21 protein-coding genes, 2 tRNA genes and 1 pseudogene are annotated in these 23,449 nt (G+C 64.3%); 14 read left to right on the top strand and 10 right to left on the bottom strand.

Annotated features, from left to right (window positions below):
- Window positions 1–86: 86 nt before the first annotated feature.
- Both AYJ54_RS39690 and AYJ54_RS39685 read left to right on the top strand, forming a co-directional pair.
- Window positions 87–512 carry a hypothetical protein gene (locus tag AYJ54_RS39690; RefSeq protein ID WP_063707927.1) on the top strand — a complete coding sequence of 142 codons (426 nt, stop codon included), beginning with the start codon at window positions 87–89 and terminating at the stop codon, window positions 510–512.
- Window positions 513–795: 283 nt separating this feature from the next.
- A complete protein-coding gene (locus tag AYJ54_RS39685; RefSeq protein ID WP_063707926.1) occupies window positions 796–2,010 on the top strand; it encodes an EAL domain-containing response regulator in 1,215 nt (404 codons plus the stop codon).
- Window positions 2,011–2,020: 10 nt separating this feature from the next.
- Here the strand turns inward: AYJ54_RS39685 and AYJ54_RS39680 are convergent, their stop codons facing one another.
- A complete protein-coding gene (locus AYJ54_RS39680; protein WP_063707925.1) occupies window positions 2,021–2,881 on the bottom strand; it encodes a DMT family transporter in 861 nt (286 codons plus the stop codon).
- Window positions 2,882–3,041: 160 nt separating this feature from the next.
- On the opposite strand from AYJ54_RS39680, the gene AYJ54_RS39675 reads away from it, so the two are divergent.
- Entirely contained in the window at window positions 3,042–4,442 is a 1,401-nt protein-coding gene (locus tag AYJ54_RS39675; protein ID WP_063707924.1) for an aminotransferase-like domain-containing protein, read from the top strand.
- 18 nt (window positions 4,443–4,460) lie between these two features.
- Here the strand turns inward: AYJ54_RS39675 and AYJ54_RS39670 are convergent, their stop codons facing one another.
- Window positions 4,461–5,291, bottom strand: a complete 831-nt coding sequence (locus tag AYJ54_RS39670; RefSeq protein ID WP_245329245.1) for a DUF3313 domain-containing protein — start codon at window positions 5,289–5,291, stop codon at window positions 4,461–4,463.
- A gap of 168 nt (window positions 5,292–5,459) precedes the next feature.
- Between AYJ54_RS39670 and AYJ54_RS39665 the strand changes: the two genes are divergently transcribed.
- The 3 genes from AYJ54_RS39665 to AYJ54_RS39655 all read left to right on the top strand — a co-directional run bounded on the left by AYJ54_RS39665 (window position 5,460) and on the right by AYJ54_RS39655 (window position 6,796).
- Entirely contained in the window at window positions 5,460–6,035 is a 576-nt protein-coding gene (locus AYJ54_RS39665; RefSeq protein WP_063707923.1) for a TetR/AcrR family transcriptional regulator, read from the top strand.
- A gap of 90 nt (window positions 6,036–6,125) precedes the next feature.
- On the top strand, window positions 6,126–6,506 hold the full coding sequence (locus AYJ54_RS39660) for a VOC family protein (protein ID WP_063707922.1): 381 nt from the start codon (window positions 6,126–6,128) through the stop codon (window positions 6,504–6,506).
- Between the two features lie 220 nt (window positions 6,507–6,726).
- Window positions 6,727–6,796: transfer RNA gene (locus AYJ54_RS39655), tRNA-Arg, on the top strand.
- Here AYJ54_RS39655 and AYJ54_RS39650 read toward each other — a convergent pair.
- From AYJ54_RS39650 to AYJ54_RS39630, 5 genes are all read right to left on the bottom strand, one after another.
- Window positions 6,797–7,183: a hypothetical protein gene (locus tag AYJ54_RS39650; RefSeq protein WP_136624248.1), complete on the bottom strand. Its 387-nt coding sequence runs from the start codon at window positions 7,181–7,183 to the stop codon at window positions 6,797–6,799.
- A 193-nt stretch (window positions 7,184–7,376) separates the two neighbouring features.
- Window positions 7,377–7,811 carry an invasion associated locus B family protein gene (locus AYJ54_RS39645; protein WP_063707920.1) on the bottom strand — a complete coding sequence of 145 codons (435 nt, stop codon included), beginning with the start codon at window positions 7,809–7,811 and terminating at the stop codon, window positions 7,377–7,379.
- 157 nt (window positions 7,812–7,968) lie between these two features.
- Window positions 7,969–9,804, bottom strand: a complete 1,836-nt coding sequence (cysC, locus tag AYJ54_RS39640) for an adenylyl-sulfate kinase (RefSeq protein WP_063707919.1) — start codon at window positions 9,802–9,804, stop codon at window positions 7,969–7,971.
- Window positions 9,804–10,700 carry a sulfate adenylyltransferase subunit CysD gene (gene cysD / locus AYJ54_RS39635; protein ID WP_063707918.1) on the bottom strand — a complete coding sequence of 299 codons (897 nt, stop codon included), beginning with the start codon at window positions 10,698–10,700 and terminating at the stop codon, window positions 9,804–9,806. Before cysD ends, cysC begins: the two co-directional genes overlap by 1 nt.
- Window positions 10,701–10,779: 79 nt before the next feature.
- The gene (locus tag AYJ54_RS39630) at window positions 10,780–14,211 is read right to left on the bottom strand and encodes an autotransporter outer membrane beta-barrel domain-containing protein (RefSeq protein ID WP_063707917.1); all 3,432 of its coding nucleotides are present in this window, start codon (window positions 14,209–14,211) and stop codon (window positions 10,780–10,782) included.
- Between the two features lie 376 nt (window positions 14,212–14,587).
- Here AYJ54_RS39630 and AYJ54_RS39625 point away from each other — a divergent pair, with 376 nt between their 5' ends.
- The 3 genes and pseudogenes from AYJ54_RS39625 to AYJ54_RS53125 all read left to right on the top strand — a co-directional run.
- Window positions 14,588–15,640: a helix-turn-helix domain-containing protein gene (locus tag AYJ54_RS39625; RefSeq protein WP_063707916.1), complete on the top strand. Its 1,053-nt coding sequence runs from the start codon at window positions 14,588–14,590 to the stop codon at window positions 15,638–15,640.
- Between the two features lie 51 nt (window positions 15,641–15,691).
- Entirely contained in the window at window positions 15,692–16,864 is a 1,173-nt protein-coding gene (locus AYJ54_RS39620; RefSeq protein WP_245329243.1) for a TIGR03032 family protein, read from the top strand.
- Between the two features lie 12 nt (window positions 16,865–16,876).
- Window positions 16,877–17,153: pseudogene (locus AYJ54_RS53125) on the top strand (flavin reductase family protein); the annotation flags it as partial.
- A gap of 129 nt (window positions 17,154–17,282) precedes the next feature.
- On the opposite strand, the gene AYJ54_RS39615 reads toward AYJ54_RS53125, so the two are convergent.
- A tRNA-Ser gene (locus AYJ54_RS39615) sits at window positions 17,283–17,372 on the bottom strand.
- A gap of 134 nt (window positions 17,373–17,506) precedes the next feature.
- Here AYJ54_RS39615 and AYJ54_RS39610 point away from each other — a divergent pair.
- A complete protein-coding gene (locus AYJ54_RS39610) occupies window positions 17,507–18,370 on the top strand; it encodes an alpha/beta fold hydrolase (protein ID WP_063707915.1) in 864 nt (287 codons plus the stop codon).
- A gap of 171 nt (window positions 18,371–18,541) precedes the next feature.
- Here the strand turns inward: AYJ54_RS39610 and AYJ54_RS39605 are convergent, their stop codons facing one another.
- Window positions 18,542–19,684, bottom strand: a complete 1,143-nt coding sequence (locus AYJ54_RS39605; RefSeq protein WP_063707914.1) for an ROK family protein — start codon at window positions 19,682–19,684, stop codon at window positions 18,542–18,544.
- Window positions 19,685–20,021: 337 nt separating this feature from the next.
- Between AYJ54_RS39605 and rplU the strand changes: the two genes are divergently transcribed.
- The 3 genes from rplU to AYJ54_RS39590 all read left to right on the top strand — a co-directional run bounded on the left by rplU (window position 20,022) and on the right by AYJ54_RS39590 (window position 21,484).
- Window positions 20,022–20,396: a 50S ribosomal protein L21 gene (rplU, locus tag AYJ54_RS39600; RefSeq protein ID WP_063707913.1), complete on the top strand. Its 375-nt coding sequence runs from the start codon at window positions 20,022–20,024 to the stop codon at window positions 20,394–20,396.
- A gap of 97 nt (window positions 20,397–20,493) precedes the next feature.
- Window positions 20,494–20,763 (top strand): 50S ribosomal protein L27, encoded by a 270-nt coding sequence (gene rpmA, locus AYJ54_RS39595; RefSeq protein ID WP_027523579.1) that lies wholly within the window; start codon window positions 20,494–20,496, stop codon window positions 20,761–20,763.
- A 127-nt stretch (window positions 20,764–20,890) separates the two neighbouring features.
- Window positions 20,891–21,484 (top strand): GNAT family N-acetyltransferase, encoded by a 594-nt coding sequence (locus AYJ54_RS39590; protein ID WP_063707946.1) that lies wholly within the window; start codon window positions 20,891–20,893, stop codon window positions 21,482–21,484.
- 209 nt (window positions 21,485–21,693) lie between these two features.
- Here AYJ54_RS39590 and AYJ54_RS39585 read toward each other — a convergent pair whose 3' ends face one another.
- Window positions 21,694–22,608, bottom strand: coding sequence for a DMT family transporter (locus tag AYJ54_RS39585; RefSeq protein WP_063707912.1), 915 nt, complete (start codon window positions 22,606–22,608; stop codon window positions 21,694–21,696).
- A gap of 298 nt (window positions 22,609–22,906) precedes the next feature.
- Between AYJ54_RS39585 and AYJ54_RS39580 the strand changes: the two genes are divergently transcribed.
- A complete protein-coding gene (locus AYJ54_RS39580; RefSeq protein WP_063707911.1) occupies window positions 22,907–23,386 on the top strand; it encodes a MaoC family dehydratase in 480 nt (159 codons plus the stop codon).
- Window positions 23,387–23,449 lie beyond the last annotated feature (63 nt).

Raw genomic sequence — 23,449 nt, 5'->3', positions numbered from 1 at the left:
ACCTCCGGCGACATTGGCGTCGCCAATGCGCGGGGGGACGGTGCCCTTATCTTATCGTCAACGAGGTGAATGGAAGGAATTCGCAAATGAAATCGGGCAGACGACTATTGACTGTCGCCGCATTGCTGGCCGGCGCGCTGATGCTGAAATCGACGGCCATCGCGCAGACCACGCCGCCGCAAGGCAACGCGGCGCCGACGGCGGACAACGCCGTCCTGCTCACCGTCTTCTTCAAGCACGACCAGTCACGCCCGCTCGGCGAGCTGAACGCCCAGCTCGAGAAGCAGGGCTACTACAAATCCTTCCCGCCGCCGGGCACGGAGGTGGTGAGCTGGTACGTGATGATGGGCATCGGCCAGGTGATCACGCTGCGGTTGCCGGCATCGAGGCTGCGCGAGGTCAATCGCATCATCGAGGACACCGCATGGGGTCCCTATCGCACCGAATTCTATCCGACATATGACTATAAGGCGGTCGGCATGGCCCAACACGAGAAGGCCACCGGCAACTGAGACCGGCGTTATTGAATTGGGCGAACCGCGCGCTGCTCTGTCCGATTCAAGGACACCGGCGGCATGCGTTCGCGCGGGGCATCTCTACGAATTTCCCTGGATTGCCGCATCATCCGCGCAGCGCGTCTCCAATCGTAAAATCTTCCTCACCAAGATCCGGACAATTTTACACATGATGAGGGCTTTAACGTTACCCGGATAATTCAACAATCGTGCTGAAGCTCTCCATATTTGAAACCGCTCGTGCCGCTAAAAAACTGTCACGGAACGGGAGTGGTTTGAGATGAGCGATGGGCTTGGGGAAGTCGCCGGGCGGAGGCCTGTAACCTTCGGTCGGCGGAAAGTGACGCCACGCGCCTGCGTGGCCGACGGCAAGCGCCACCTGCGCGCCTTCCTTCGCGAGGTGCTCGAGGATCTCGGCTTCGTCACCAGCGAATGCGCCAGTGCCGACGAGCTGCAGGCAGTGCTCGCCAGCGAACTGCCGGACCTGATCCTGTTCGGCGTTGCCGCCGACGGCATCGAGCCGGGCAAGTTTCTGGAGACGCTGGTGCGCGAGGCGTTCGGCGGCAAGGTCCTCGCTGTCGGCGCCCGCGAGTCGATCATCCTGAAAGCCGTGCAGCAGGTCGGCGAGGAATATGGCCTTGCCATGCTGCCGTCGCTGACGACCCCCTTTGCCGCCGAAACACTGCGCGAGCGCGTCGCGATGCTGCTGCCGGAGGAGCCGGCGCCAAGCCCGGCCGTCTATGTCGGCGAGGCCCTGCATGCGGGCTGGCTCGAGCTCTGGTACCAGCCGAGGATCGACGCGCGCACGCTGGTCCGTTGCGGCGCCGAGGCGCTGGTGCGGATGCGGCATCCGACCTGGGGCGTGGTGCCGCCGGCCTATTTCATCCCTGAAGCGCACGATCCGCACTTCCGCGAGCTGTCGGAGTTCGTGATCGAGCGCGCCGTGCAGGACTGGCACTATCTCCTGGAGCGGCAGAGCACGGTCGATCTGTCGATCAATCTTCCCGCCTCGTATCTCACGGAGCCGCAGGCCGTGCGCGATCTCTGCCGGCGCGTGCCGACGCATCCGGCTTTCGGCGGATTGACCATCGAGATCGACAGCGAGGAGGCGATCCGCGATCTCGATGTGCTCATCGAGGTCGCGCGCGAGGTGGGCCTCCACAATATCGGCCTGTCGATCGACAACCTCGGCGCCAACTGGCCGGCGCTGATGGACCTCGACAAAATTCCCTTCGTCAAGCTGAAGGCGGACCGGCAGTTCGTCACCGGCTGCGGCAATGATCGGTTGAAGCGGACGGTGTGCCGCCACATCGTCGAGCTCGCCAGGGGCTACGGCGCGGGCGCCGTGGCCGAAGGCATCGAAAGCCGCGCCGACCTCATGGTCGCAAACGAGCTCGGCTTCGACCTCGTGCAGGGCTTTCTGTTCGGCAAGCCGATGCCGCTGAAGAAGTTCGCAAGGAGCGCGCTGGCGGGGACGGTGATGGCGCGGGAGTGAGGCGTTTGCCTCACGCGAACCGCCGCGCGCAGGCCACGCAGACGACGACCAGCGCGGTCGCGGCAATCATGCTCCATGCCACGGGCTCGTGCAGGAGCACGCCGGCGAGCACGAGGCCGAGGAAAGGCTGGACCTGTTGCAGCTGACCGACGCGAGCGATGCCGCCGACGGCAAGGCCGCGATACCAGAACACGAAGCCGACGAACATGCTGAAGACGGATACATAGAACAGCCCGATCCAGGCGGGGGCGCCGATGCCCGTCCATGTCGGTGGCCAGGTCAGGATTGCGACCGGCGCCATCAGCGGCAACGCCAGCAGCAGCGCCCAGGAGATCACCTGCCAGCCGCCGAGGCGGCGCGACAGCGCGGCGCCTTCGGCATAGCCGAGCCCGCAGAGTACGATCGCCGCCACCATCAGGAGGTCGCCGGCGAGCGACGCCGAGCCGTCGTTCGACAGGGCAAAACCCGCCACCGTGGCGCTGCCGAGAATCGCGAACAGCCAGAACAGCGGCTGCGGCCGCTCGCCGCCGCGCAGCACGCCGAAGACGGCGGTCGACAGCGGCAGGAGACCGATGAATACGATCGAATGCGCCGAGGTGATGTGCTGGAGCGCGAGCGCGGTCAGCAGTGGGAAGCCGACCACGACGCCAATCGAAACGATCGCAAGCGAGGTGAGATCCCTGCGCTCCGGCCGCGCCTGGTTGAGCAGGCCGAGCAGGGCCGCACCTAGCAGCGCGGCGATAACGGCGCGCGCAGAAGTCAGGAACAGCGCGGAGAAACCGCCGACCGCCACGCGCGTCGCCGGCAGTGAGCCGCTGAAGATGATGACGCCCAAAAGTCCGTTGCCCCAGCCGCTGCCCGCAGATTGCATGTCGCCTCGCTTTTCCGAAGGCCATTCTCGACGGCCGCCAGTGGCGGGACCAGCGACAATCCAGTACAATCCGGCAAAACTGTATCGGTATGGAAGGCTATACACTTTGGACGCTGAGACGCGAAAGAGCGGCAGGAGCGGAACGCGGACCACTGAGGTGATGAGCGCGATCCGCGCCAAGATCGCAGGCCGCGCGCTTGCCGCCGGCGATCGCCTGCCGTCGATCCGCAGCCTTGCCGCAAGCATGGGCGTTTCACCGTCGACGGTGGTCGAAGCCTATGACCGCCTCGCGGCCGAGGGCCAGATCCGCGCCCGTCGCGGCTCGGGCTTCTATGTCGCTCCGACGGTCACGTCGCCGCTGGCGCTTAGCGAGGTCGAGCCGCGCCGCGACCGGGCGGTTGATCCGTTCTGGGTCTCGCGGCAGTCACTCGATACTGATGCCGCCGTGCTGAAGCCGGGCTGCGGCTGGTTGCCACCGGAGTGGATGCCGGAGGCAGCCTTGCGGCGCGCCGTCCGTGCGCTCGCGCGCGCCGATGAGGGCCTGTTGACCGACTACGGCAGCACACGCGGCGCGCTGGTGCTGCGCCGTCTCTTGCTCACGCGCCTTGCCGACGACGCGATCACGGCGTCGATCGACCAGCTCATGCTCACGGGCTCGGGCACGCAAGGGACCGATCTCGTCTGCCGCTTCCTCTTGCGTCCCGGCGACACGGTGCTGGTCGACGATCCCTGCTACTTCAATTTTCGCGCGCTGCTCCGGGCACACCAGGTGAAGATCATCGGCGTGCCCTATACGCCGTCGGGACCGGACGTCGCGCGGTTCGAAGAGGTCCTCGCTGCCGACCGGCCGCGGCTCTACATCACCAATTCAGCGCTGCACAATCCGACCGGCGCGACGCTCTCGCTTCCGACCGCGCACCGGCTCCTGACCGCGGCCGCCGCGCACGACCTGACCATCATCGAGGACGACATTTTTGGCGATTTCGAACCGGAGCGATCACCGCGGCTCGCCGCGCTCGACGGGCTCAATCGCGTGATCCGCATCGGCAGCTTCTCCAAGACGCTCTCGGCCTCGGTGCGCTGCGGCTATATCGCCGCGCGCGCCGACTGGATCGAACATCTCGTCGACCTCCAGGTCGCAACCAGTTTTGGCGGCCCGAGCCCGGTCGCGACCGAGATCATCGCCAGGGTGCTGGCCGGCGGCGGCTACCGCAAGCACATGGACGAGCTCCGGCAAAAGCTCACGCGCACGCGGCGTGACGTGGCGCGAAAGCTTCAGACGCTGGGCATCGAGCCCTGGCTGATGCCGCGCGGCGGCTTCTTCCTCTGGTGCCGCCTCGCTAGCGGTCAGGATGCGACGCAAGTCGCCCGCACGGCGCTCGAGGAGGACGTGGTGCTTGCGCCGGGCAACGTGTTCAGCGTGTCGCAGACGGCGTCTGCATTCATGCGGTTCAACGTGGCGCAAATGAACGATCCACGGATGTGGGATGTGATGCGGCGGGCGTTGAAGACGGCGTCGGAGCCCATCGATCGTCGCGGGCTCCGAAGATCCGGCCTGTAGGATCCCATCTCGCGCATTTCAATCGCGCGGCGCCTCTGGGGTCTTGTCAGTCCACTCCGGCGGAGCACCGACCTTGCCGGCGACGAGTCCCGTCAGCCCGGGCGCGCGACCAAAGGCCTCACACGCCGCATATTTCGGTTCGCCTCCGAACCACGACTTCACGCGCTGGCCCGATGGCAGCGAGATATCCAAGCCTTCCGGTTCCTTGCCGGTCACGAGCATCCGGGAGAACTCGCCTCCGAACTTCGTTGCCAGCCCATAGGCATCGCCGACCTCGGAGACGCGAGGGTTGTCCATGATCGAGTTCGCGCCGCGCGCCCACACCATTGCGGCACGCTGGGTGCCGCTCCTGTCGATGGCCTCTGCCTCGACGGCGAGGCCACCGAGTCCCAGGGGAAGACGGGGAATGCTGACCGGCAAGGCAGCCCCGCTGCCGAGCGTCACAGCAGTCGATACTCCCGCCGCGGTCTTGTCGGTCGGCACCACGTCGGTGACGACGGTTCGCACAGTCAGGTCGGCGGGCTCATGTGGCGCCACGACCTGAAACTTGTCGCTGAGGGCGACGCAAACCTCACGATCGAGCGCATTTGCGACCAGCGCGCGGTCCGCTTGCGTCTTCACGCGCGACAATGCGCTCTGGGCGAAGGTCGTCGGAACGATGCGCACGGTCTTAACCGACGCAAGGGCGCCGGCATCGACGTAATTCCTCGACTTCGAGAGCATCCCCTTCTGCTCTCCCAGATGATTGTACGTTGTCAGCGTGCCCGCAGTCTTGGTGGGCACAGTCGCGCATCCGGCCGCGATCAGAGTGAGTGGCAGCAAGGACGCCGTGACTTTCAACCTGAACACCTTCGCGTTGTCAGAGCGCGCAGGTGACGGTGCCGGAGATGGTTCGCAGCCATGAGCGGCAGGTCTTGTCACGTCTCGGCTCCGCAAATAAGATACACATATGCATCTAGTCGGAACCCTGGCCGGGAGTCAAGATGCATGAATGTATCTTATTTGGAGCGAGCATGAATGGGCGAGCGGCGTCGCGGTGCGGAGCTTGAAGAAGCAATTCTGGACGCTGCGTGGCTCGAACTCGCCGAGCACGGTTATGCCGGACTGACGATGGAGGCCGTTGCGGAGCGGGCGGGGACGAGCCGTCCCGTGCTGGCGCGCCGGTGGGACGGCAAGGGACCGCTCGCAGTCGCCGCCATTCGGCAGCAATTGGCGAAACATCCGCTGGTCGTGCCGGATCGTGGCGATCTGCGAACGGAGCTGCTGGAGCTTCTGAAAGGGACGGCTGAGCGCGCCACCGGGATCGCGGCGGCCTTCACCCTGCTCTCAAGCACCTATTTTTCGGAGACCTGGTCGACACCGAAGGATCTGCACGCCGCCATCGTTCAAGGCGAAGCACGTCCGCTTTCGGCGATTCTGGAGCGTGCCGCAAAGCGCGGCGAGATCGACCCGGCAAAGTTGACGCCTCCCGTGGAGTCCTTGCTCAGCGTCCTTTTTCGACATTACGTCATCATGAATTTTTCAGCGCCGCCGCCTGCGCTGCGGAAAGCCTGGGTAGACGAGGTATTCCTGCCGCTGGTCAAAGTCAGATAGGCGGAGCGGCTGCCGACGCGCGGAACTTGGCTCGCGTCAAAATAATCCCGCGATCCCGGCCTATCGGCAGTCCAAAGAACGGGGACTCGCATGCCGCCATCTCGCGCGCTGACCGCCATCCTGCCCTGCAACGATCTCGACGCCTCGGAGAACTTCTGTGCTCGGCTCGGCTTCACGCGCACCGGTGACGACAAGCCGGCAGAGGGTGACGACAGCTATCGCATCCTCTCCGACGAAAAGGGCGGCCACCTCCATCTCACCCAGGCGGTCGAAGGCTGGCTGATCAGAGGCCGCAATCCGTTTGGGCTTTATCTCTACACCGAGGAGGTCGATGCGCTCGCGGAAGCGTTTTCCGGCGAGCTGATCAACGGGCGAGGGCCGGAGCACAAACCATGGGGCATGTATGAGTTCGCACTGTCGGACCCGGACGAGACCCTGGTCAGGATCGGCTGGCCATCACGGCTGCGTTAGGTGAAGGGAACTTGAGATGGCGGAGAGGGAGTCAGTCAACTCCCATTGAAAGATAAAGCATTTTTGACCTTCGTAGGCCAAAACCCACCAGTTGAGCTACGGCCGGAAATGGGTTTCGCCTAGCTAGACGCGCGGTTGCGCGCTGAGTCAGGAATGGAGATAATGCTCCTCACGCGTCGATTGACGCTCGCGAGGATACCGCGCTAGTAGCCGCGGTGATGCACCCGTAGCGCAGCTAGAGCGCCACCCTCCGAAGGTGGAGGCCGCATGTTCGAATCGTGCCGGGTGCGCTACTTCGGTACACATCTGCGAACACCAGCAGCGGCGATGGATTGACCGGCGATAGCTTGTTCGAGCGTGGCTTTGTCCCCGACGATACGGACGACACCGTCATCGACTTCGATCCGATCCACCAGAGTCCGGATATAAGCCTTCCGGAACGGTGTGGCGCCGACGGTAATATGCTCGCGCATCGCTTCTCCGAACCGCTCGACCGTTGCGGGGTCGAACGCCGTCGGCGGGGCGGCGTGCGCCCTGATGCGGTCCAAGGCGGTCTTTGCCCGGTCCCGATCGAGCTTGAGAACGGCCAGCCGGTCCTTGAGGATATCGTCGACCTTGGTCACGCCGTTCTCTACCATCCCGTAGAGCCGCTTGATTTTCTCTTCGGCCTCCGACACCTCGGACTGGAGTGCGACGACTCGCTTGTCGCCTTCCAGCGCCCTGCACGGCCCGCCGGGCGGCAACCGAGGCCAGGATTTCGCTAAGCCGCTCGGGGTGGAGAAGCCTTTCGACGAGGTTGTCGGTCACCAGGGCGTCCAGCTTCGCCATCGGGATCGAGCGCATTCGAGCTGATAGCAGACGAGTCCGCGGCTACTTCGCCAGGGCCGCCGTGCGGTCGAAGGCGCTGGGAAAGCCCTTTAGAGAAATCATGAACGCGGTTTCCTTTCCGCCGTCCGCCACGGTCTTGACCTTGAGCTGGTTGCGCTTGCGCAGCCCCACGAGGGTGCGGGAGTCGAACGAGACCGGCACCAGGCAGCCCGCCGGAATGCATGTGCGGAATATTTGCGGCGGCCCGGCGGAACCGTCGTCGATTTGAAACGTGGCGCCATGGTCGAGCGCGAGGCCGAACGGCAGGATCAGAATGCCGGCGACACCGGTGTTCTCGGGCTTGAGCTCGATCGCGAGTACGCGCTGGCGCGAATTGCCGCTGGTCTGTTCCTGTGACAGGGCGCATGATTTGACTTTGCGGCCAGCCTGTTTCTGGACCGCGCAGCTCACCACCCAATCGCCGTGGCTTTCGCGCAAGGACGATGCGCCGCCGGGCAGGCCCGTATCTTGGGCAGAGGCGGTGTCGGCGGAGCGAGGAGAATCATTCCGGCGACGGCCAGGATGAGGTGGTGGCGTCGAGCGTCGGGCATGATCCGTTCCGGTTGAGCGCGCAAGGGCCGGTAAGGCGATCCAATTATGTGCAGCTGCATGCGGTCAGAATCGCTGTGACGATGCTGTCGAGCGGGCAGCCGACCGTCGTGACGGTGAGGTCAGGCGCCTCCGGCCGCTCATAGGGGCTGCCGAGGCCGGTGAAGTTCGGGATCAGTCCGGCGGCGGCCTTGCCGTAGAGGCCCTTGGGGTCGCGCCGGACACATTCTTCGAGTGGCGTGTCGACGAAGATCTCCACGAACTCACCCGGCGCGAACAGGCGGCGTACCATCTGCCTTTCGGCCCGGAACGGCGAGATGAAGGCGCAGATGACGATCAGCCCGGCGTCGGTCATGAGTTTGGCAACCTCGCCCACGCGCCGGATGTTTTCCACCCGATCGACGTCGGTGAAACCGAGATCCTTGTTGAGCCCGAGCCGGATGTTGTCACCGTCGAGCATCATGGTATGGCGACCGAGCCGGTGCAGGCTCGCCTCGAGGGCGCGGGCGATGGTCGACTTGCCCGCGCCCGACAGGCCGGTGAACCAGAGCACACGGGGCGTCTGCGCCTTCGTGGCGGCGCGTGCGGACTTGTCGATCGCGAGCGGCTCGAAGTGCACGTTGGTGGCACGCCGCAGCGCGTACGCGATCATGCCGGCGGCGAGCGTCTCGTGGGTCACGCGGTCGACCAGGATGAAGCTGCCGGTGTCGCGGTTCCCGGAATAGGCGTCGAACGCCACTGGCGCCGAAGTCGCCAGCGTGCAGAAGCCGATGTCGTTGACGTGCAGCGTGCGCGCCGCGAGCTGCTCGCGCGTCGCCGTCGAGAGCTTGTGCTTGACGGTGGTGATCGTCGCCGACACCCACTTTGTGCCGATGCGCATCAGGTAGGCACGCTCGGGCAGGAGCGGATCGTGGCTGAACCAGATCACGTGCGCGGCGAACTGGTCAGCGACGGTCGCCGGCTCGCGCACCGCCGTGACCAGGTTGCCGCGGCCGACCTCGAGGTCGGCCGCGAGCACCAGCGTGGCGGCTTCGCCCGCTGCGGCGCTCGCGACGCCGCCGTCGGGACCGACGATCTGTTTGACCCGCGTGGTCTGACCCGAGAGGGCGATCCTGACCTCGTCCCCGACTGCGATCGTTCCGGACATGATCGTCCCGGAAATGCCGCGAAAGGAGCCGTTGGGCCGATTCACCCATTGCACCGGAAAGCGGAACGGCCGCACCGCAAGGTCGACCTGGACCTCGACGGATTCCAGATAGTCGAGCAGCGTCGGGCCCGCGAACCAGGCCATCCGCGGCGAACGTGTTGCAATGTTGTCGCCATAGAGGGCCGAGAGCGGAATGCACGTCACATCGAGGTCGGAAAATCCCCCCGCAAACGCATGGTATTCGCGCACGATCCGCTCGAACCCGTCCTGGCCGAAAACCACCAGGTCGATCTTGTTGACCGCGAGCACGATCTTCCGGATGCCCATGAGGGCGCAGATGGTGGTGTGCCGCCGTGTCTGGGGGAGGACGCCCTTCTCGGCATCGACCAGGATCACGGCGACGTCGCAGCCGGACGCGCCGGTCGCCATGTTGCGGGTATATTGTTCGTGTCCCGGCGTGTCGGCGACCAGGAAGGCGCGGCGCGGCGTCGAAAAGTGCCGCCAAGCGACGTCGATGGTGATGCGTTGCTCGCGCTCGGTCTCGAGGCCGTCGAGCAGCAGCGAATAGTCGACCACTGCGCCGTTCGTGCCGTAGCGGCGCGAGTCGATCGTGAGCGCCTTGAGATGGTCGTCGAACACCTGGCCGGTCTCGGACAGGAGGCGGCCGATCAGAGTCGATTTGCCGTCGTCGACCGATCCGCAGGTGAGGAAGCGGAGAGGGAGGACGCCGCCCATCAAAAATAGCCTTCGCGCTTCTTCTTTTCCATCGAGGCGCTCTCGTCCGTGTCGATCAGCCGGCCCTGCCGTTCCGAGGTCTTCGACTGCCGGAGCTCGTCGACGATGGCCGCAACGCTATCGGCCTCTGACTCGATCGCGCCAGTGAGCGGGTAGCAGCCGAGCGTGCGGAAGCGCACCGTGCGGTTCGTGGGCACTTCGCCGGGTTCGATCGGCAACCGTTCATCGTCGACGAGAATCCACGTCCCCGCGCGCCGCACGACCGGCCGCGGCTTCGCCAGGTAAAGCGGCACCACGGGGATGTTTTGGGTCAGGATGTATTCCCAGACATCGAGTTCGGTCCAGTTGGACAGCGGAAAGGCGCGCACGGATTCGCCCGGACGGATGCGGGTGTTGAACAGCCGCCACAGCTCAGGGCGTTGGTCACGCGGGTCCCAGACGTGCCCCGAGGAGCGGAACGACAGGATGCGCTCCTTGGCGCGGCTCTTCTCCTCGTCACGCCGCGCCCCCCCGAACGCGGCGTTGAAGCCGTATGTGTCAAGCGCCTGCTTGAGAGCCTCCGTCTTCATGATCTGGGTGTGCAGCGAGGAGCCGGAACGGATCGGGTCGATGCCGCGCTCGGCGCCATCCGGGTTCACGTAGGTGATGAGCTCGAGGGCGAGGCGCCGCGCGGTCGCGTCGCGGAACGCAATCATCTCGCGGAACTTCCACAAGGTGTCGACGTGCAGCAGCGGGAAAGGCGGCTTGCCCGGCCGGAACGCCTTCAGGGCGAGGTGGAGCATCACCGAAGAATCCTTGCCGATTGAGTGGAGCATGACCGGCCGGGAGAACTCGGCGACCACCTCCCGCATGATCGCGATGGACTCTGCTTCGAGCTGGCGCAGCCTCGGTTTCATGTCTGCGCCGACGCAGCGATCCCGAGGGCGGTCACCGCAACTGCCGAACGCGTTCCGAGATCGGACATGGGTTTTCAGCTCAAAACGCCGCGCGCAACTTGAGCGCGCCGCCGTTGCTGCTCGTGTGGGCGCCGAACCGGCCGTCATAGGAGACCTGCAGGCTGTAGAGCTGGCCTTTCCAGACATCGAAGCCGGCGGAGACCTCGGCCAGCGTCCGGTCGAGCGGGCTCGTCACCGTAAAGGGCGCGATGCCCGCCGGCGAGCCCTCGAACCTTGCCGTCGCGCTGAAACTGCTCTTGCTCAGGAAACGCACGCCGGCCCGCACATAGGGCCGCCAGGTGTAGCCGCCCTGCTGCCACTGGGTCCCGATCTCGACCGCCGGCGCCGCCGACGCCACCCAGTCGTTCTCGCTCTGCACATGGAGGTTGAGGGCGCCCACCCCAATTTCATCAATGGCGCCGCGCCAGAGGCCCACCGCGTCAAAGTCGACGAGCGGCTTGACGTAGAATGCCGGCGTCCCGAAGGCATAGGCGAAACGCAGCCGCAGATCGAGCGTGCCGGTGTCGGCGTTCGCGGTTGCCGTGCCAGCAGTGGGAATGCCGAACCGGCTGGTGTCGTAGCGGGCGAGGCTGCCGCTCACGCTGCCGGCGACGAGCCAGTTGTTGTTGATGTATTTGAGTGCAGCCCCGCCGTGGAACACGTCGCCGTTCGCAGAAGAGGTGCCGGTGTCGATCGAGGAGCGCTCGTATCCGGCGCCGACGTCGAGATACCAACTGGGCGCAAACTCGCTCTGCACGCCGCCGGTGAGGCCGGCCGCGCTCTGGCGGAAGCCCATGAAGCCGTCATGCCCGCCGAGGCTGGCCACATGCCCGCTCGGGCGCAGCCAATAGCAGCTCCCTTCGCCCATCAGCGAGGCTTGGCTGGTCGGCAGCGGGCAACTGAACAGCGAATTGGCAAAGTCGAAGCCCGACCAGAGCGCGGCCTGACTCTGCGCCAGATAGGGCTCCGGTGTGAGCCGGTCGAGGCCAGAGGCAAAGGCGGCGAAATCGAGCCCGGCGAGGTAAGTCAGCGCATTGTTGAGACCGCCGCCGCCGGCAACAAAAGCCTGTTGCAGATGCTGCCCGACCGCCTGCTCGTTCGGGGTCAGGCCCGACGGCGCGAAATTGATGCCGAGCACGGTCACTTGAACGTCGGTCACGTTGGGGAATAGGAGCTGATAGCCCATCACCGCCGTGCTTTGCACCGTCAGGCCGTTATTGGTGATGCCGCCGGCTGCTGAAAGGATGGTGAAAGTCTGCTGCGCCAGGCTCATGTTCACCAGATGCGGCACCACCGCGCCGGCGACGTTGGCGGTGCCGCTCACGTTGAGCCGGTCGGCGGTCGCACCGGCGAGGTTCAGGTCCACGGCGAATTTGCCGCCGGCATTCTGCACGAAGCTGCCGGTAAGGGCGGTTGTCTGCACGGCGCCGATCCCGCCCGGCGCCAGCGTGCCGCTGTTGGTGAGCGTATTGCCGGCGCCGAGGTTGACGGTCGCGCCGCTGTTGAACACGCCGCCCGCCAGGTTGTTGAAGGCGTTGACGCCGCCACTGAGGTCGACATCGCCTGTGATGGTGCCGGAATTGTTGACCGTATCGTTGCCGGCACCCGCCTTGATCACCGTACCGCTGGCGGTCATCGTGCCAAAATTGTTGACCGTGTTGTTGCCGAGGCCGAGATCGGTAAGGCCGGTGACGGTGCCTGAATTGTTCACCGTGTCGCCGCCGCCTCCCCCCAGGATCGCGTAGGTGCCGCCGGTCACCGTCACGCCAGAGCCGATGGTGATGTTGGAAGTGCCAAAGACAGTCTGGATGCCGGCCGTTGCGCCGGAGATCGTGCCCCCATTCACCGTTATATCGGCTGTGCCAAAGGCCCGTGTATAGATGCCGCTCGCCCCATTCGAGGTGATGTCGCCGGTGTGCGTCACCGTGACATCGCCGCCGCCGCCAGTGGCGCGCGCATCAATGCCGTTGCCCTGCGCCGTGATGTTGCCGCTGCTGGTGACGACGGTACTGGAACCGCTGAAAGCATTGGCATAGATGCCGCGGCCGTTGGTCGAGGTGATATCGCCGGTATGCGTCACCGCGACACTGGAACTCGCATTATTGAAACTGTTTCGCGCAAAAATGCCGTCGCCAAAGGCCGCGATGGCGCCGGTACTGGTTACGGATACCGTCGTGCCGCTTGCCGCATTGGCATAAATACCGCGCCCGTGAGCCGAGGCGATATTGCCGGCGTTGCTCACCGTGACATTGCCAGCGCCCGCACCACCCACAGCCCTCGCATAGATGCCGTCGTTGTCGGTGCTGATATTGCCGACGATGCCGACGTTCACGGCACCGCTGCCCGAAAAGGCGTAGATGCCGCGGCCGGTGCCCGCGTGGGTCGTGGTGATGTCGCCGGTGTGCTGCACCGTCACGTCGTGGGCGCCGCTCGCATTAATGCCGTCGCCGCCCCCTGAGATCGTGCCGCTGCTGGTGATAGTGACCGCCCCGGCGCTCGAATTAGCAAAGATGCCGCGGCCGGTTGGCGAGCTCGAGGTGAGGTTGCCGGCGTTCCGCACCGTCACGTCGAGAACACCATGCGCATAAATGCTGCTGGTGTTGAGCCCACCGCTCGTGATGTTGCCGCTGTTGTTGACGGAGACCGTGCTGGTGGTCGACCTCGCGTAGATGCCGAAGGCACCGGCCGCGAGATTGCCGCTGTTGGTGACCGAGACCGGCCCGTTGGACGATATGGCACGGATGCCAGTGCCACTCGAAGTGAGGTCGCCGGTCTGCTGCACGGTGACACCGGCATCCCCTCCCGCAAGGATGCCATAGCCTGACGCCGTAATGGCGCCGTTATTGATGATGGTGACAGCGCCGCCCGCGCCCCCGTTCAGCGAGGTTGCACTGATGCCGATGCCGGTCGAATGGATGTCGCCGGTATTGTTGATCGTCACCCCGCCTTGGGCGGACGCAGTGATGCCGGGCAAGGTGACCGCTGAGATGGAATGCGGCGCGATGTTGCTGTTGATCGTGACCGTGTCGCTCGCGCCAGACCGGAAAAACAAGATGCCGGCCGTGCCCGCAGCCGGCGTGATGTTGGCGGTCAACGAATTGACGTTGAGCGTGTCGACGGTGGCGGGGTTGAAATCGGTGGCGCTGCTGATGCCGCCCGACTGATCGCCGGTGCAAGTGACCGTCGTGCCGACGGCCGTGCAGGCGGCCGGCCCGGCCTTGGCCGGCCGCGGCGCCATCATCCAAAGCGCGCCGGTCGTCACCGTACCGAGCAGCGCCGCACGCCAATTGCGGCCTTCGTTCAGCGAACGGAAGGTGTCGGAGCCATTTCCAGCGAGCGCGTGATAATTGTACAGGCCATCAGTGGTGATCCGGCCGCGCAGCGGCGCGTCCGCGGCGGCATTCTTCGCGGCGTCCCGGCGCGTTGCCGCATCGACGCCGGCGCGCCCCTCAGCCTTCGACCGATACCGCATTCCTTCCCCGCCCCTCAGCCTTCGACCGATACCGCATTCCTTCCCCCATGTCCATCGCCGACCTGCGACAATTCCCTCGCCTCACACGCTCTTGTGCGCATCGGCACACAATTCACAGCCGGTGCCTTGGTGGGCCGCGTGTCACAAAAAGAGAAAGACGCATCGCGCGCGATGCGCCGTGACAGCGGCTTCTAAAGCGCTGGCGGGGTCGTGAGGACGAGATTCGCCGGTCGAACGCGGTTTGAATTTTATCGCCTCCTGCCTATTCGTCATTGACTGGCAGTCTCAAAGACTTGTCTATTCGTTGCAGGCTGGTTGTACGGCTCCACCGTCCACGAGAATGTTCAACGTGATCTGGCAGTGACATGGAATCGCAATGAACGCACCGACCCCCACGGTGCATTTCGACACCAACTATCTCCCCGAAAATGATCGCTTCGATGCCTGGCGTTCGGCCGTGCATGCGCACCGGATCTGGTTGCCGGAAGGCGCCGATCCGGCCCAATTCACCGCACTCGTCGACGCCTGGACCCTCGGTGAGGTCGTGCTCGCACATTCGCGGCTGCCTGCGGTTTGTCTGGCTCGCACGCCAGAGATGGCGGGCGCCGACGGCGAGGACTGGGTTTCATTGGCATTCCAGTTGAACGGGACGACCGTGTTCACCCTCGATCACGGCGACTTCGTCCGTACCGTGGGTCCTGGCGAGATCATTGTCTTCGATATGACACGGGATTTCAGGTCGGAAACCACCGCACACGAGGTCATCACCTGCGCCGTTTCGCGGCGCGCGATGCGGCAGGCGGCACAAGAGATTCCGCCGCATCACGGCCTGCTGATTGAGGGTGGCTGGGGGCGCCTGCTGGCCGATTACATGCTCTCGCTGGTGCGGCAGCTGCCGCAGATGGAGGCGGCGGACGCTCCGGCGCTCAGCCGCACGCTGGTTCAGTTGGTGGCGGCGTGCTTGAAGGCGGCGTCCGACTCGCCGTTGCCGCCGGTGAGCCGGCGGGTGGCCGACGTCCGTCACCGCGCCGAGACTTACATCGAACAGAACCTGACGTCGCCCAAGCTTGATCCCTTAGGCATCTGCAAGGCGCTCGGCATTTCTAAAGCGCGCCTTTATCGCGCCTTCATGCGCGCCGAAGGCGTGACCGGCTACATTCGCAAGCGGCGCCTTGAGACGATCCACGTCCTCCTCAATGACCCGCGGGAAACGCGCAGCATCAGCGAAATCGCTTACCAGCATGGCTTCGTCAGCGAAGCGCATTTCAGCCGCGTCTTCCGCCAGAAATTCGGCTTCAGCCCGCGTGACGCCCGCGTCGGCCTACCCGTCACCTTCGACACCGACGAAGGCGACGATAAAACCGCAGTCTTTCGCCGTTGGGTTCGGCACCTGAGTTGGATGCCAACGGCGCGACGGAGGGTAATTTGAGTGAGAACGCGAATGTTCCACGCAGCATCCGTCTAATCGCAAAGGTGATCAATGGATGAACGTTCGACCGACACCGATGGCGGACTGCAAACGCTTGCCGATTCCGCATCGGCCGGAACGGGCGCGCCGCAACAACCCTTCCCCATGCCGGAAACGACTCCGCCTCAACAGCAGCCCGTCAAGATCAGTTGCACGCGCGGGCTGGCGGCCTGGCTATTGCGCAATAATGTGAGCATCGCCTTCACCTCGTATCAGACCGGGCGGCTTTATCTCGTCGGCGTCGACGCACAGGAACGCGTATCCTTCCACGAGCGCTATTTCGCCCGCGCCATGGGGCTGTGGGCCGACCCGCAGCGCATTTTGCTCGCCACCTTGTTCCAGCTCTGGCGACTGGAGAACGTGCTCGGCCCCGAGCAGCGCACCAACGAGGGCGCCGACCGCCATTACGTGCCGCGCGTAGCACACACCACCGGCGATCTCGACATCCACGACGTCGCCGTCATGGCGGACGGGCGTATCGTCTTCGTCAACACGAGCTATTCCTGCTTGGCGTTGTTGAGTCCGGTCCATTCCTTTCGCGTCTTCTGGAAGCCGTCCTTTATCTCCAAGCTGGCGCCTGAGGACCGCTGCCATCTCAACGGGCTCGCCATGCGCGACGGCATGCCGGCCTATGTCACTGCGGTCTGCCAGAGCAACATCATCAACGGCTGGCGCGACCGCCGCGCCGAGGGCGGCTGTGTCATTGACGTGACCACCGACGCCGTCATCAGCGACAGACTGTCGATGCCGCATAGTCCGCGACTGCATCAGGACAAACTTTGGCTGCTCAATTCTGGCACCGGTTATTTGGGCACGGTCGATCTGGCCAGCGGCGAATTCGTCCCGCGCACTTTTTGCCCCGGCTTCTTGCGGGGGCTTGCCTTCCGCAACGGTCATGCGCTCGTTGGCTTGTCTCTGCCGCGCGACGGCTCGTTCTCCGGACTTGCCCTCGACGCCGAACTGAAGAAGCGCGATGCCGAGCCGTGGTGCGGCGTGCAGATCATCGAACTTTCGACCGGCAACATCGTCGAATGGATCAGGCTCGAAGGCGGGGTCACCGAATTGTTCGACGTGCAAGTCATCCCAGGCGTGCGGCATGCGACCGCGACCGGCATTCTGGCCGACGAGATCCAGCATTTCGTGACTTTTGAAGCGGCGGCGAAGCCGCCATCGGCGACGCCCTAATTAGGCCGGCGACACGTCGCTCCTGAAGTCGACGAGTTCACCCTCGCTGGACTGGCGGCTGCGCCCAGCCGGTTAATCAATGTGCCGCGCCTGGCGGAAAGCCCCGCTTGCTTCGAGTGCAAGGTAACGGATCATCCAACTCAAGGACGCGGATGGGCGGGACACCAAAGCCCGGCTGACATTCGGCGAAGCCGGCGCCGTCCATATCGACAATGCATCCGTCAGCGATGGCGTCTACGACACCGCATTCGCGCGACCGATCGACCGCGCGGGGCGTCGCAGAGACTAGTTCGAGATGACGCCCAAATCCATGTTCGAAATGGTCCGGCCTGACTCCCGCGCAAGCGTCAGGGAGCTGTGCGAATGCTATCGCGCGAAATCGCTCGAAAGAGTAAATTGGCGTACAAGATCGTGCAACTGGCGGAGAGGGAGGGATTCGAACCCCCGATAGGCTTGCACCTATGCCGCATTTCGAGTGCGGTGCATTCAACCACTCTGCCACCTCTCCTTGGGCGCCGATGAGGGGCAGGAACCCCTGTGGTCGGGGCGTGTAATAGGCGAGGATGGCGGGCCAGACAAGGCGCGAAAGGCGAAAATCTGCCGCCTCTTTCACTCCTTTCCTTCATCGTTCGGGGAACTGCCATGGAGCATCTCACGATCAACGCCAACGGCGCCGATTTTCACCTGGTTCGCACCGGCCGGGGCAAGCCGCTGCTTTTGCTGCATGGATGGCCGGAATTCTGGCTCACCTGGGAGGCGGTGATGACGCGGCTTTCGGACCGTTTCATGCTGATCGCGCCCGATCTGCGCGGCTTTGGCGCCAGCGACAAGCCGGATGGGCCGTACGGTCCGGACGGCCATGCGGCCGACATGCTGGCGCTGATGGACGGGCTCGGCATCACCCGATTCGGCGTCGTCGGCCATGACGTCGGGGGCGCCGTGATGCAGCCCTTGGGGAGGCAGGCGCCGGAACGGCTCGCCGGGCTGTTCCTCTTCGATTTCGTCTATCCAGGCATCGGGCCGCGCATGGCGGCGCCCGACCGGCTCAACCACATCTGGTACCAATCCTTCCACCAGATGGAGATGGCACCCCAACTCGTCGGCGCGAGCCGCGAAAGCTGCCGTCTGTACATCAGCCACTTCCTAAAAGGTTGGGCCCACCGCAAGAACGCCTTCGATGACGTCCTCGACGATTTCGCCGACAATTTCTTCAAGGACGGCAATCTCGCCGGCGGCTTTGCGCATTATCGCGCCGCGCATGCCGCGCGTGTCGCGATGATGAAGGGCGAGGTACCACAACTCCCGCCGATTACGGTGCCGACCTGCATCCGCTGGGCCGAGCACGATCCGCTGTTTCCCTATGCCTGGACCGATCGGCTGGGCGAGACTTTTGGCAATCTCGACCTTGCGATGTTTCCGGACGTCGGACACTTCCCGCATCGCGAGGATCCGGATCGCGCCGCAAGTGAGATCGCGGCGTTCTTTCAGCGCATCGGCTGGAGTTGATCCCGAAACGGGTGGGACCGCCAGACGCGGTAAACACTGGCGGTCCCGTGCCGCTCATCGAAATGCTGGCCGGGAAGGGCGGCTTCGCCAGCCAGGTGAAGCGACGATTCGACCGTAGCGTGTGGCTGGTGTCCCGCAACGCAAACCGGCTCTTAACCTAACCAGTCAAGGTTACTCCTTGCCGTTCTTGTTGCTTTCCTTGCCCTTTTTCTTGCCGTTCTCCGTAGAGTCACGGTCTTTTCCGTTGCCGCCGTCCTTGCGGCGATTGGTGAAGCGCGCGTTGCCAAGCCCGGTGCCGATGGTGAGCACGCCCCAGCGCTCGACGTCCTGCATGAACGGCACCTCCGAAAGGCCCTGAACCACGCCGTCATTGTGCATGAGGATCGCGGTGTCGTGCTCGCCGATCTGCGGGATGGCTTCGATCAGGCTCGCCGGCAGGTTGAATTTGCTGCTCTCCCAATTGCCCGGCAGGTTCTGCGCGCCCTTCTCGATCGAACCGTCCTCGTCGATCACGCCGGGACAGGCAATGCCGATGAAGGGCGCGAGCTTGAGGCCGTCGCTCTCGGCGTCCGCGATCAGTCCCTTCAGCATCTTGGTGAGCCGCTTCACCGCACCTTCACGCTTGGGCTCGTCATCGGCATGGCGCCACAGTTCGGACTTCCAGACCGAGGCTTTGGCGAGGTCCTTCGCCTTCTTCCAGGAGGTTTCCACCACGCCGCAGCGGATGTTGGTCCCGCCGATATCGACGGCGAGAATGCCGTCGTAACCCTCGAAAATCCAGGATGGCGCCAGATGCAGCGCGCCGAGCAGGCCGGCCTCGTCCGGATGATGGCGGATCGGGCGCATGTCGATCTTGAAGCCCTCGGATTTCAGGATGATCTCAGCGCGCGCGATCGCGAGCTCCCCGAGGCGGGAATCGCGAAAGCCGCCGCCGACCACGATCCGCTCGGTCCTGGCCCAGGCCTTCGACTTGAGGAAGCGGCGCGTGACATAGGCGAGCTCCTGGGCAAAGTCCTCGATCGTGCTGTGCACCACCGCGGACGCCTCGGTGTCGTCCCCGACCAGCATCGCATCCAGCGTCTTCTTACTGATGTTCTCCGACGGCTCCTTGCCGAACGGGTCCTCCCCGGTCTTGCGCAGCGGCTTGCGCCAGTGGTCGAGGATCTCGCGGAACGCCCCCTTGCTGGCGCGGTCGCCGAGAAAGCCCTCCTCGTCCTTCATCTCGATGTTGAAGCTGTCGACATCCACCGACGGCAGGCGGCCTGCGCCGTGGTTGGCGATGCCCGTCGTCTTCACCAGCTCGTCTGTTGCCATGGGAGCCCTTGCCCGCTTGAAAATGCCGGGTGACAACGGCGGGGGAACCTGTTGGTTGCAGCTGCGGCCAATTTCCGTAAGCCGGTCTGGAGCCGCGAGATTCGGCCAAATCCTTCAGATTCTGGCCGTTTTCGCCCGGGTTTTCCTTGACTCAGGGCCTTGAGCGGCTATAAGTCCCGCCATCCGGCGCGGGAGTTCTCGCGCCGCTTGCTTTTGCGTGGTTTTTCAATGGGATAACCCAGCCACGCAAAAATCGTAAACCCATAGCGACTGACAAAAAGCCGACCCGGACGCCTCCGCGTCTCGAGGCCGGGATTGAACACGAAGGAAGAAAACGATGTTCGCAGTCATCAAAACCGGCGGCAAGCAGTACCGTGTCGTTCCGGATGATGTCCTGGAAGTTGGCAAGATCGCCGGCGAAGTCGGCACGATCGTGCAGTTGAATGAAGTTCTCGTGGTCGGCGGCGACACGCCGGTCCTGGGCGTCCCGACGGTTGCCGGTGCATCCGTTGCGGTCGAGGTGCTCCAGCACAAGCGCGGACCGAAGGTCATCGCGTTCAAGAAGCGCCGCCGCAAGAACTCGCGCCGGAAGCGCGGTTACCGTGACGAGATCACGGTGCTGCGGGTCTCCGAGATCCTGACGGACAACGCCAAGCCCACCAAGGGGCCGCGCCCGAAGAAGGAAAAGGTCGCGAAGGACGCCGCCGCATAAGTTGATCACGCCAATTCACGAATTGATGCGTGAGAAATTGTGAAATGATTCCGTCAAGGAATTGATCTAGAGATACGTAGGATTTCGGAGACGAGCCATGGCTCACAAAAAAGCAGGCGGTTCATCGCGTAACGGACGCGATTCAAAGGGCAAGCGCCTTGGCATCAAGGTGTTCGGCGGGGAGCATGTGATTCCAGGCAACATCATTGCGCGTCAGCGCGGCACGACCTGGCATCCCGGCCTTAATGTCGGCATGGGCACGGACCACACTTTGTTCGCCAAAGTTGAGGGTCGTGTTGCGTTCCAGGCTAAAGCGAACGGCCGCACTTTTGTATCGGTGCTTCCGATCGCAGAGGCGGCTGAATAGACGGTGGATCAATTTGGAGTCCGCCGGGTCCTGACCAAACCGGCGGAGTCCACGAGAAGGCTCCAAGGGGAGGCGGGAAACCGGCCTCCCCTTAATCTTTTGATTGGTGACTTTGACGGAGCTGAAGATGTTGCAGGATTTTTCGAGTGCGACCTTGCGCGAAGCGAGACCGAACGTCGTCGCCACCGAGCGACTGACATTGCGTCGGCCGACGCTCGCCGACGTCAGAACCATCGCCCAGCTCGCCAACGACCGCCGCGTCGCGGAGAACACCCGCCGCCTGCCACATCCCTATTCGCCCGACGACGCCGTCGAATTCGTCCGCGCCACCGCCGCGCTCGGCAGCGAGACCGTGTTCCTGATCGAGCACGACACCACGCCGATCGGCATGGTCGGCATCGACTGCTCGACTCCCGACAATGCCGAGCTCGGCTACTGGCTCGGCGTCGAGCACTGGGGCCGGGGCTTCGCCACTGAAGCGGCGCGCGGTGCGATCGACTTCTTCTTCGAGGAGTTCGACGAGGACCACCTCTATGCCGGCGCACGCGTCACCAACCCGGCCTCCCGCAACGTGCTGGAGAAGTGCGGCTTCCAGTGGAGCGGCGTCGAGCTGCACCGCTTCCTGGCGCTGGGCTCCTCCACGCCCGTCGACTGCTTCCGCCTGACGCGCGGTGTGTGGTCGTCGCTGAAGAGCTGGAGCAGCGCGCGAAAGGTGAGGTAGGCGGAAGCGCGGCCTCAAATACAAATGTCGTCCCGGCCTAGTGCGCAATTGCGCACGGGGGGCCGGGACCCATAACCCCAGGCAGAAGTTGTGGGGCGAGGCTCCCACTCCGAGTCTTCGCAAAACTCCTCCCTGGGGGTATGGGTCCCGGATCTGCGCTCCGCTTCGCTGCGCTTGTCCGGGACGACGATTGAATTTTTCGGCTGCGTTTAAGCTGGCGGATTCACCTGCCCGTCCTGCCGTCCGAGATCGCGTTCGCGCAAGTATATATAGAAGCCCGCGCCGATGATGATGGCGGCGCCGACGATGGTGGCGATCGACGGCACGTCGCCGAACACGACGAAGCCGAAGATCACGGCCCAGACGATCATCGAATATTGGTAGGGCACCACGACGCTGGCCGGCGCGAGCTTGAGCGAACGGTTGACGCAGAACAGCGCCGTCACCGAGACGCAGCCTGCCAGCGCGAAGATCACGAGGCTGCCCTTGGTCGGCGGCACCCAGTGAAATGCCGACAGCGCCGCACCTAACAGGAAGGTGCCGACGAATTGCGAGGATGCCATCACGATATCGGGCGTCTTGCGCAGGCTACGCGTGATCAGCATCAGCGTCGCAAATGACAGGCTGCCGCCGAGCGCGATTAGGGCCGGCAGACTGACGGTCTGTGCCGAGGGGCGCAGCGCGATCAAGACGCCGCAGAAGCCGATCAGGATCGCGGTCCAGCGCCGCCAGCCCACCCGCTCCCCTAAGAAGATCGCCGACATCGCGGTGACGAAGATGGGACCGGCGAGATAATAGGTGATGACGTCGGCAAGCGGCAGATAGACGGTCGCGAGGAAGAAGGCCGCAACCTCGAGCGTCGACAGCGTGACGCGAATGAGCTGCAGCCACGGCCGCTCCAAGTTCAGGAAAGCACGACGCTGCCGCCAGACCAGGGGCGAGAGCAGCAGCAGCGCCGCGCAGGCGCGCAGGAACAGAAGCTGCCCTACCGAATAGGTCCCGACCAAAAACTTGCCCATGGCATCGCCGAACGAGAACATGAAGATCGACAGCACCATCAGCGCGACGCCGGCGAGGCGCGCGGAGCGGTCGTCATAGGCGGAGAGATTCTTGAAGATGGGCATTGCTGTCGTTCGTAGAAATCCGTCATTGCGAGCGACTTGTCCGCCGAAGCTCAAAGAGCGAAGGCGGAAGCGAAGCGCTCCAGTCTGTCTCTGCGGAAACAAACTGGATTGCTTCGTCGCAAGAACTCCTCGCAATGACGGGCGGAGGGAGCATCATGAACCGGCGAGTAGACTCGCTTGCGGTTGTTTTAATGGCGCAGACGCGCGGGACAAGCCCGCGTCGGGCGAATTGAACGGATTGTCGCACCCTTCGCATCGCGGTAGCGATAGGTGGTTCACCGACGAAAGAGCCAAAGACATGACCGAGTTCGATCCGACCCAGCATCGCATGATCTCCCGGCAACGCTGGTTTGAGGATTTCGTGGTCGGCGAGCGCTTCGTGCTGCCCAGCCGCACGCAGACCTCGGCGGTGTTCGCGGCGTTCCAGACCGCGAGCGGCGACACCCATCCGGTGCACTATGATGTCGAATATTGCCGCGCCCGCGGCATGCCGCATCTGCTCGCGCACGGTTTTCAGACGCTGATTCACACCGCGCCCGGCGCGGGCCTGTTTCCGTTCATGGTCGAGGAGTCCCTGGTCGGCTTCCTCGAGCAGTCGAGCCGGTTCCTCAAGCCCGTGTTCGCCGACGACACCATCTATCCCGCGCTCGAGGTCACCGAGCTCGTGCCGGGACGCTCGACCGGCGTGGTGACGCTGACAAGCACCGTGTTCAACCAGCGCAAGCAGCTGGTGCTGGAAGGCACGCAGAAATTCCTGATCCGCCGCCGGCCCCTCTGACGTCGTCCTGGCGAAAGCCAGGACCCATAATCACAGGCCTGTGTTTTGTGTCACGAGATAGCA

This window comes from Bradyrhizobium centrolobii, assembly GCF_001641635.1.
Lineage (GTDB): Bacteria > Pseudomonadota > Alphaproteobacteria > Rhizobiales > Xanthobacteraceae > Bradyrhizobium > Bradyrhizobium centrolobii.
The sequence above is the reverse complement of the archived record's forward strand: the minus strand, read 5'-3'. Positions and strand labels throughout refer to the sequence as shown.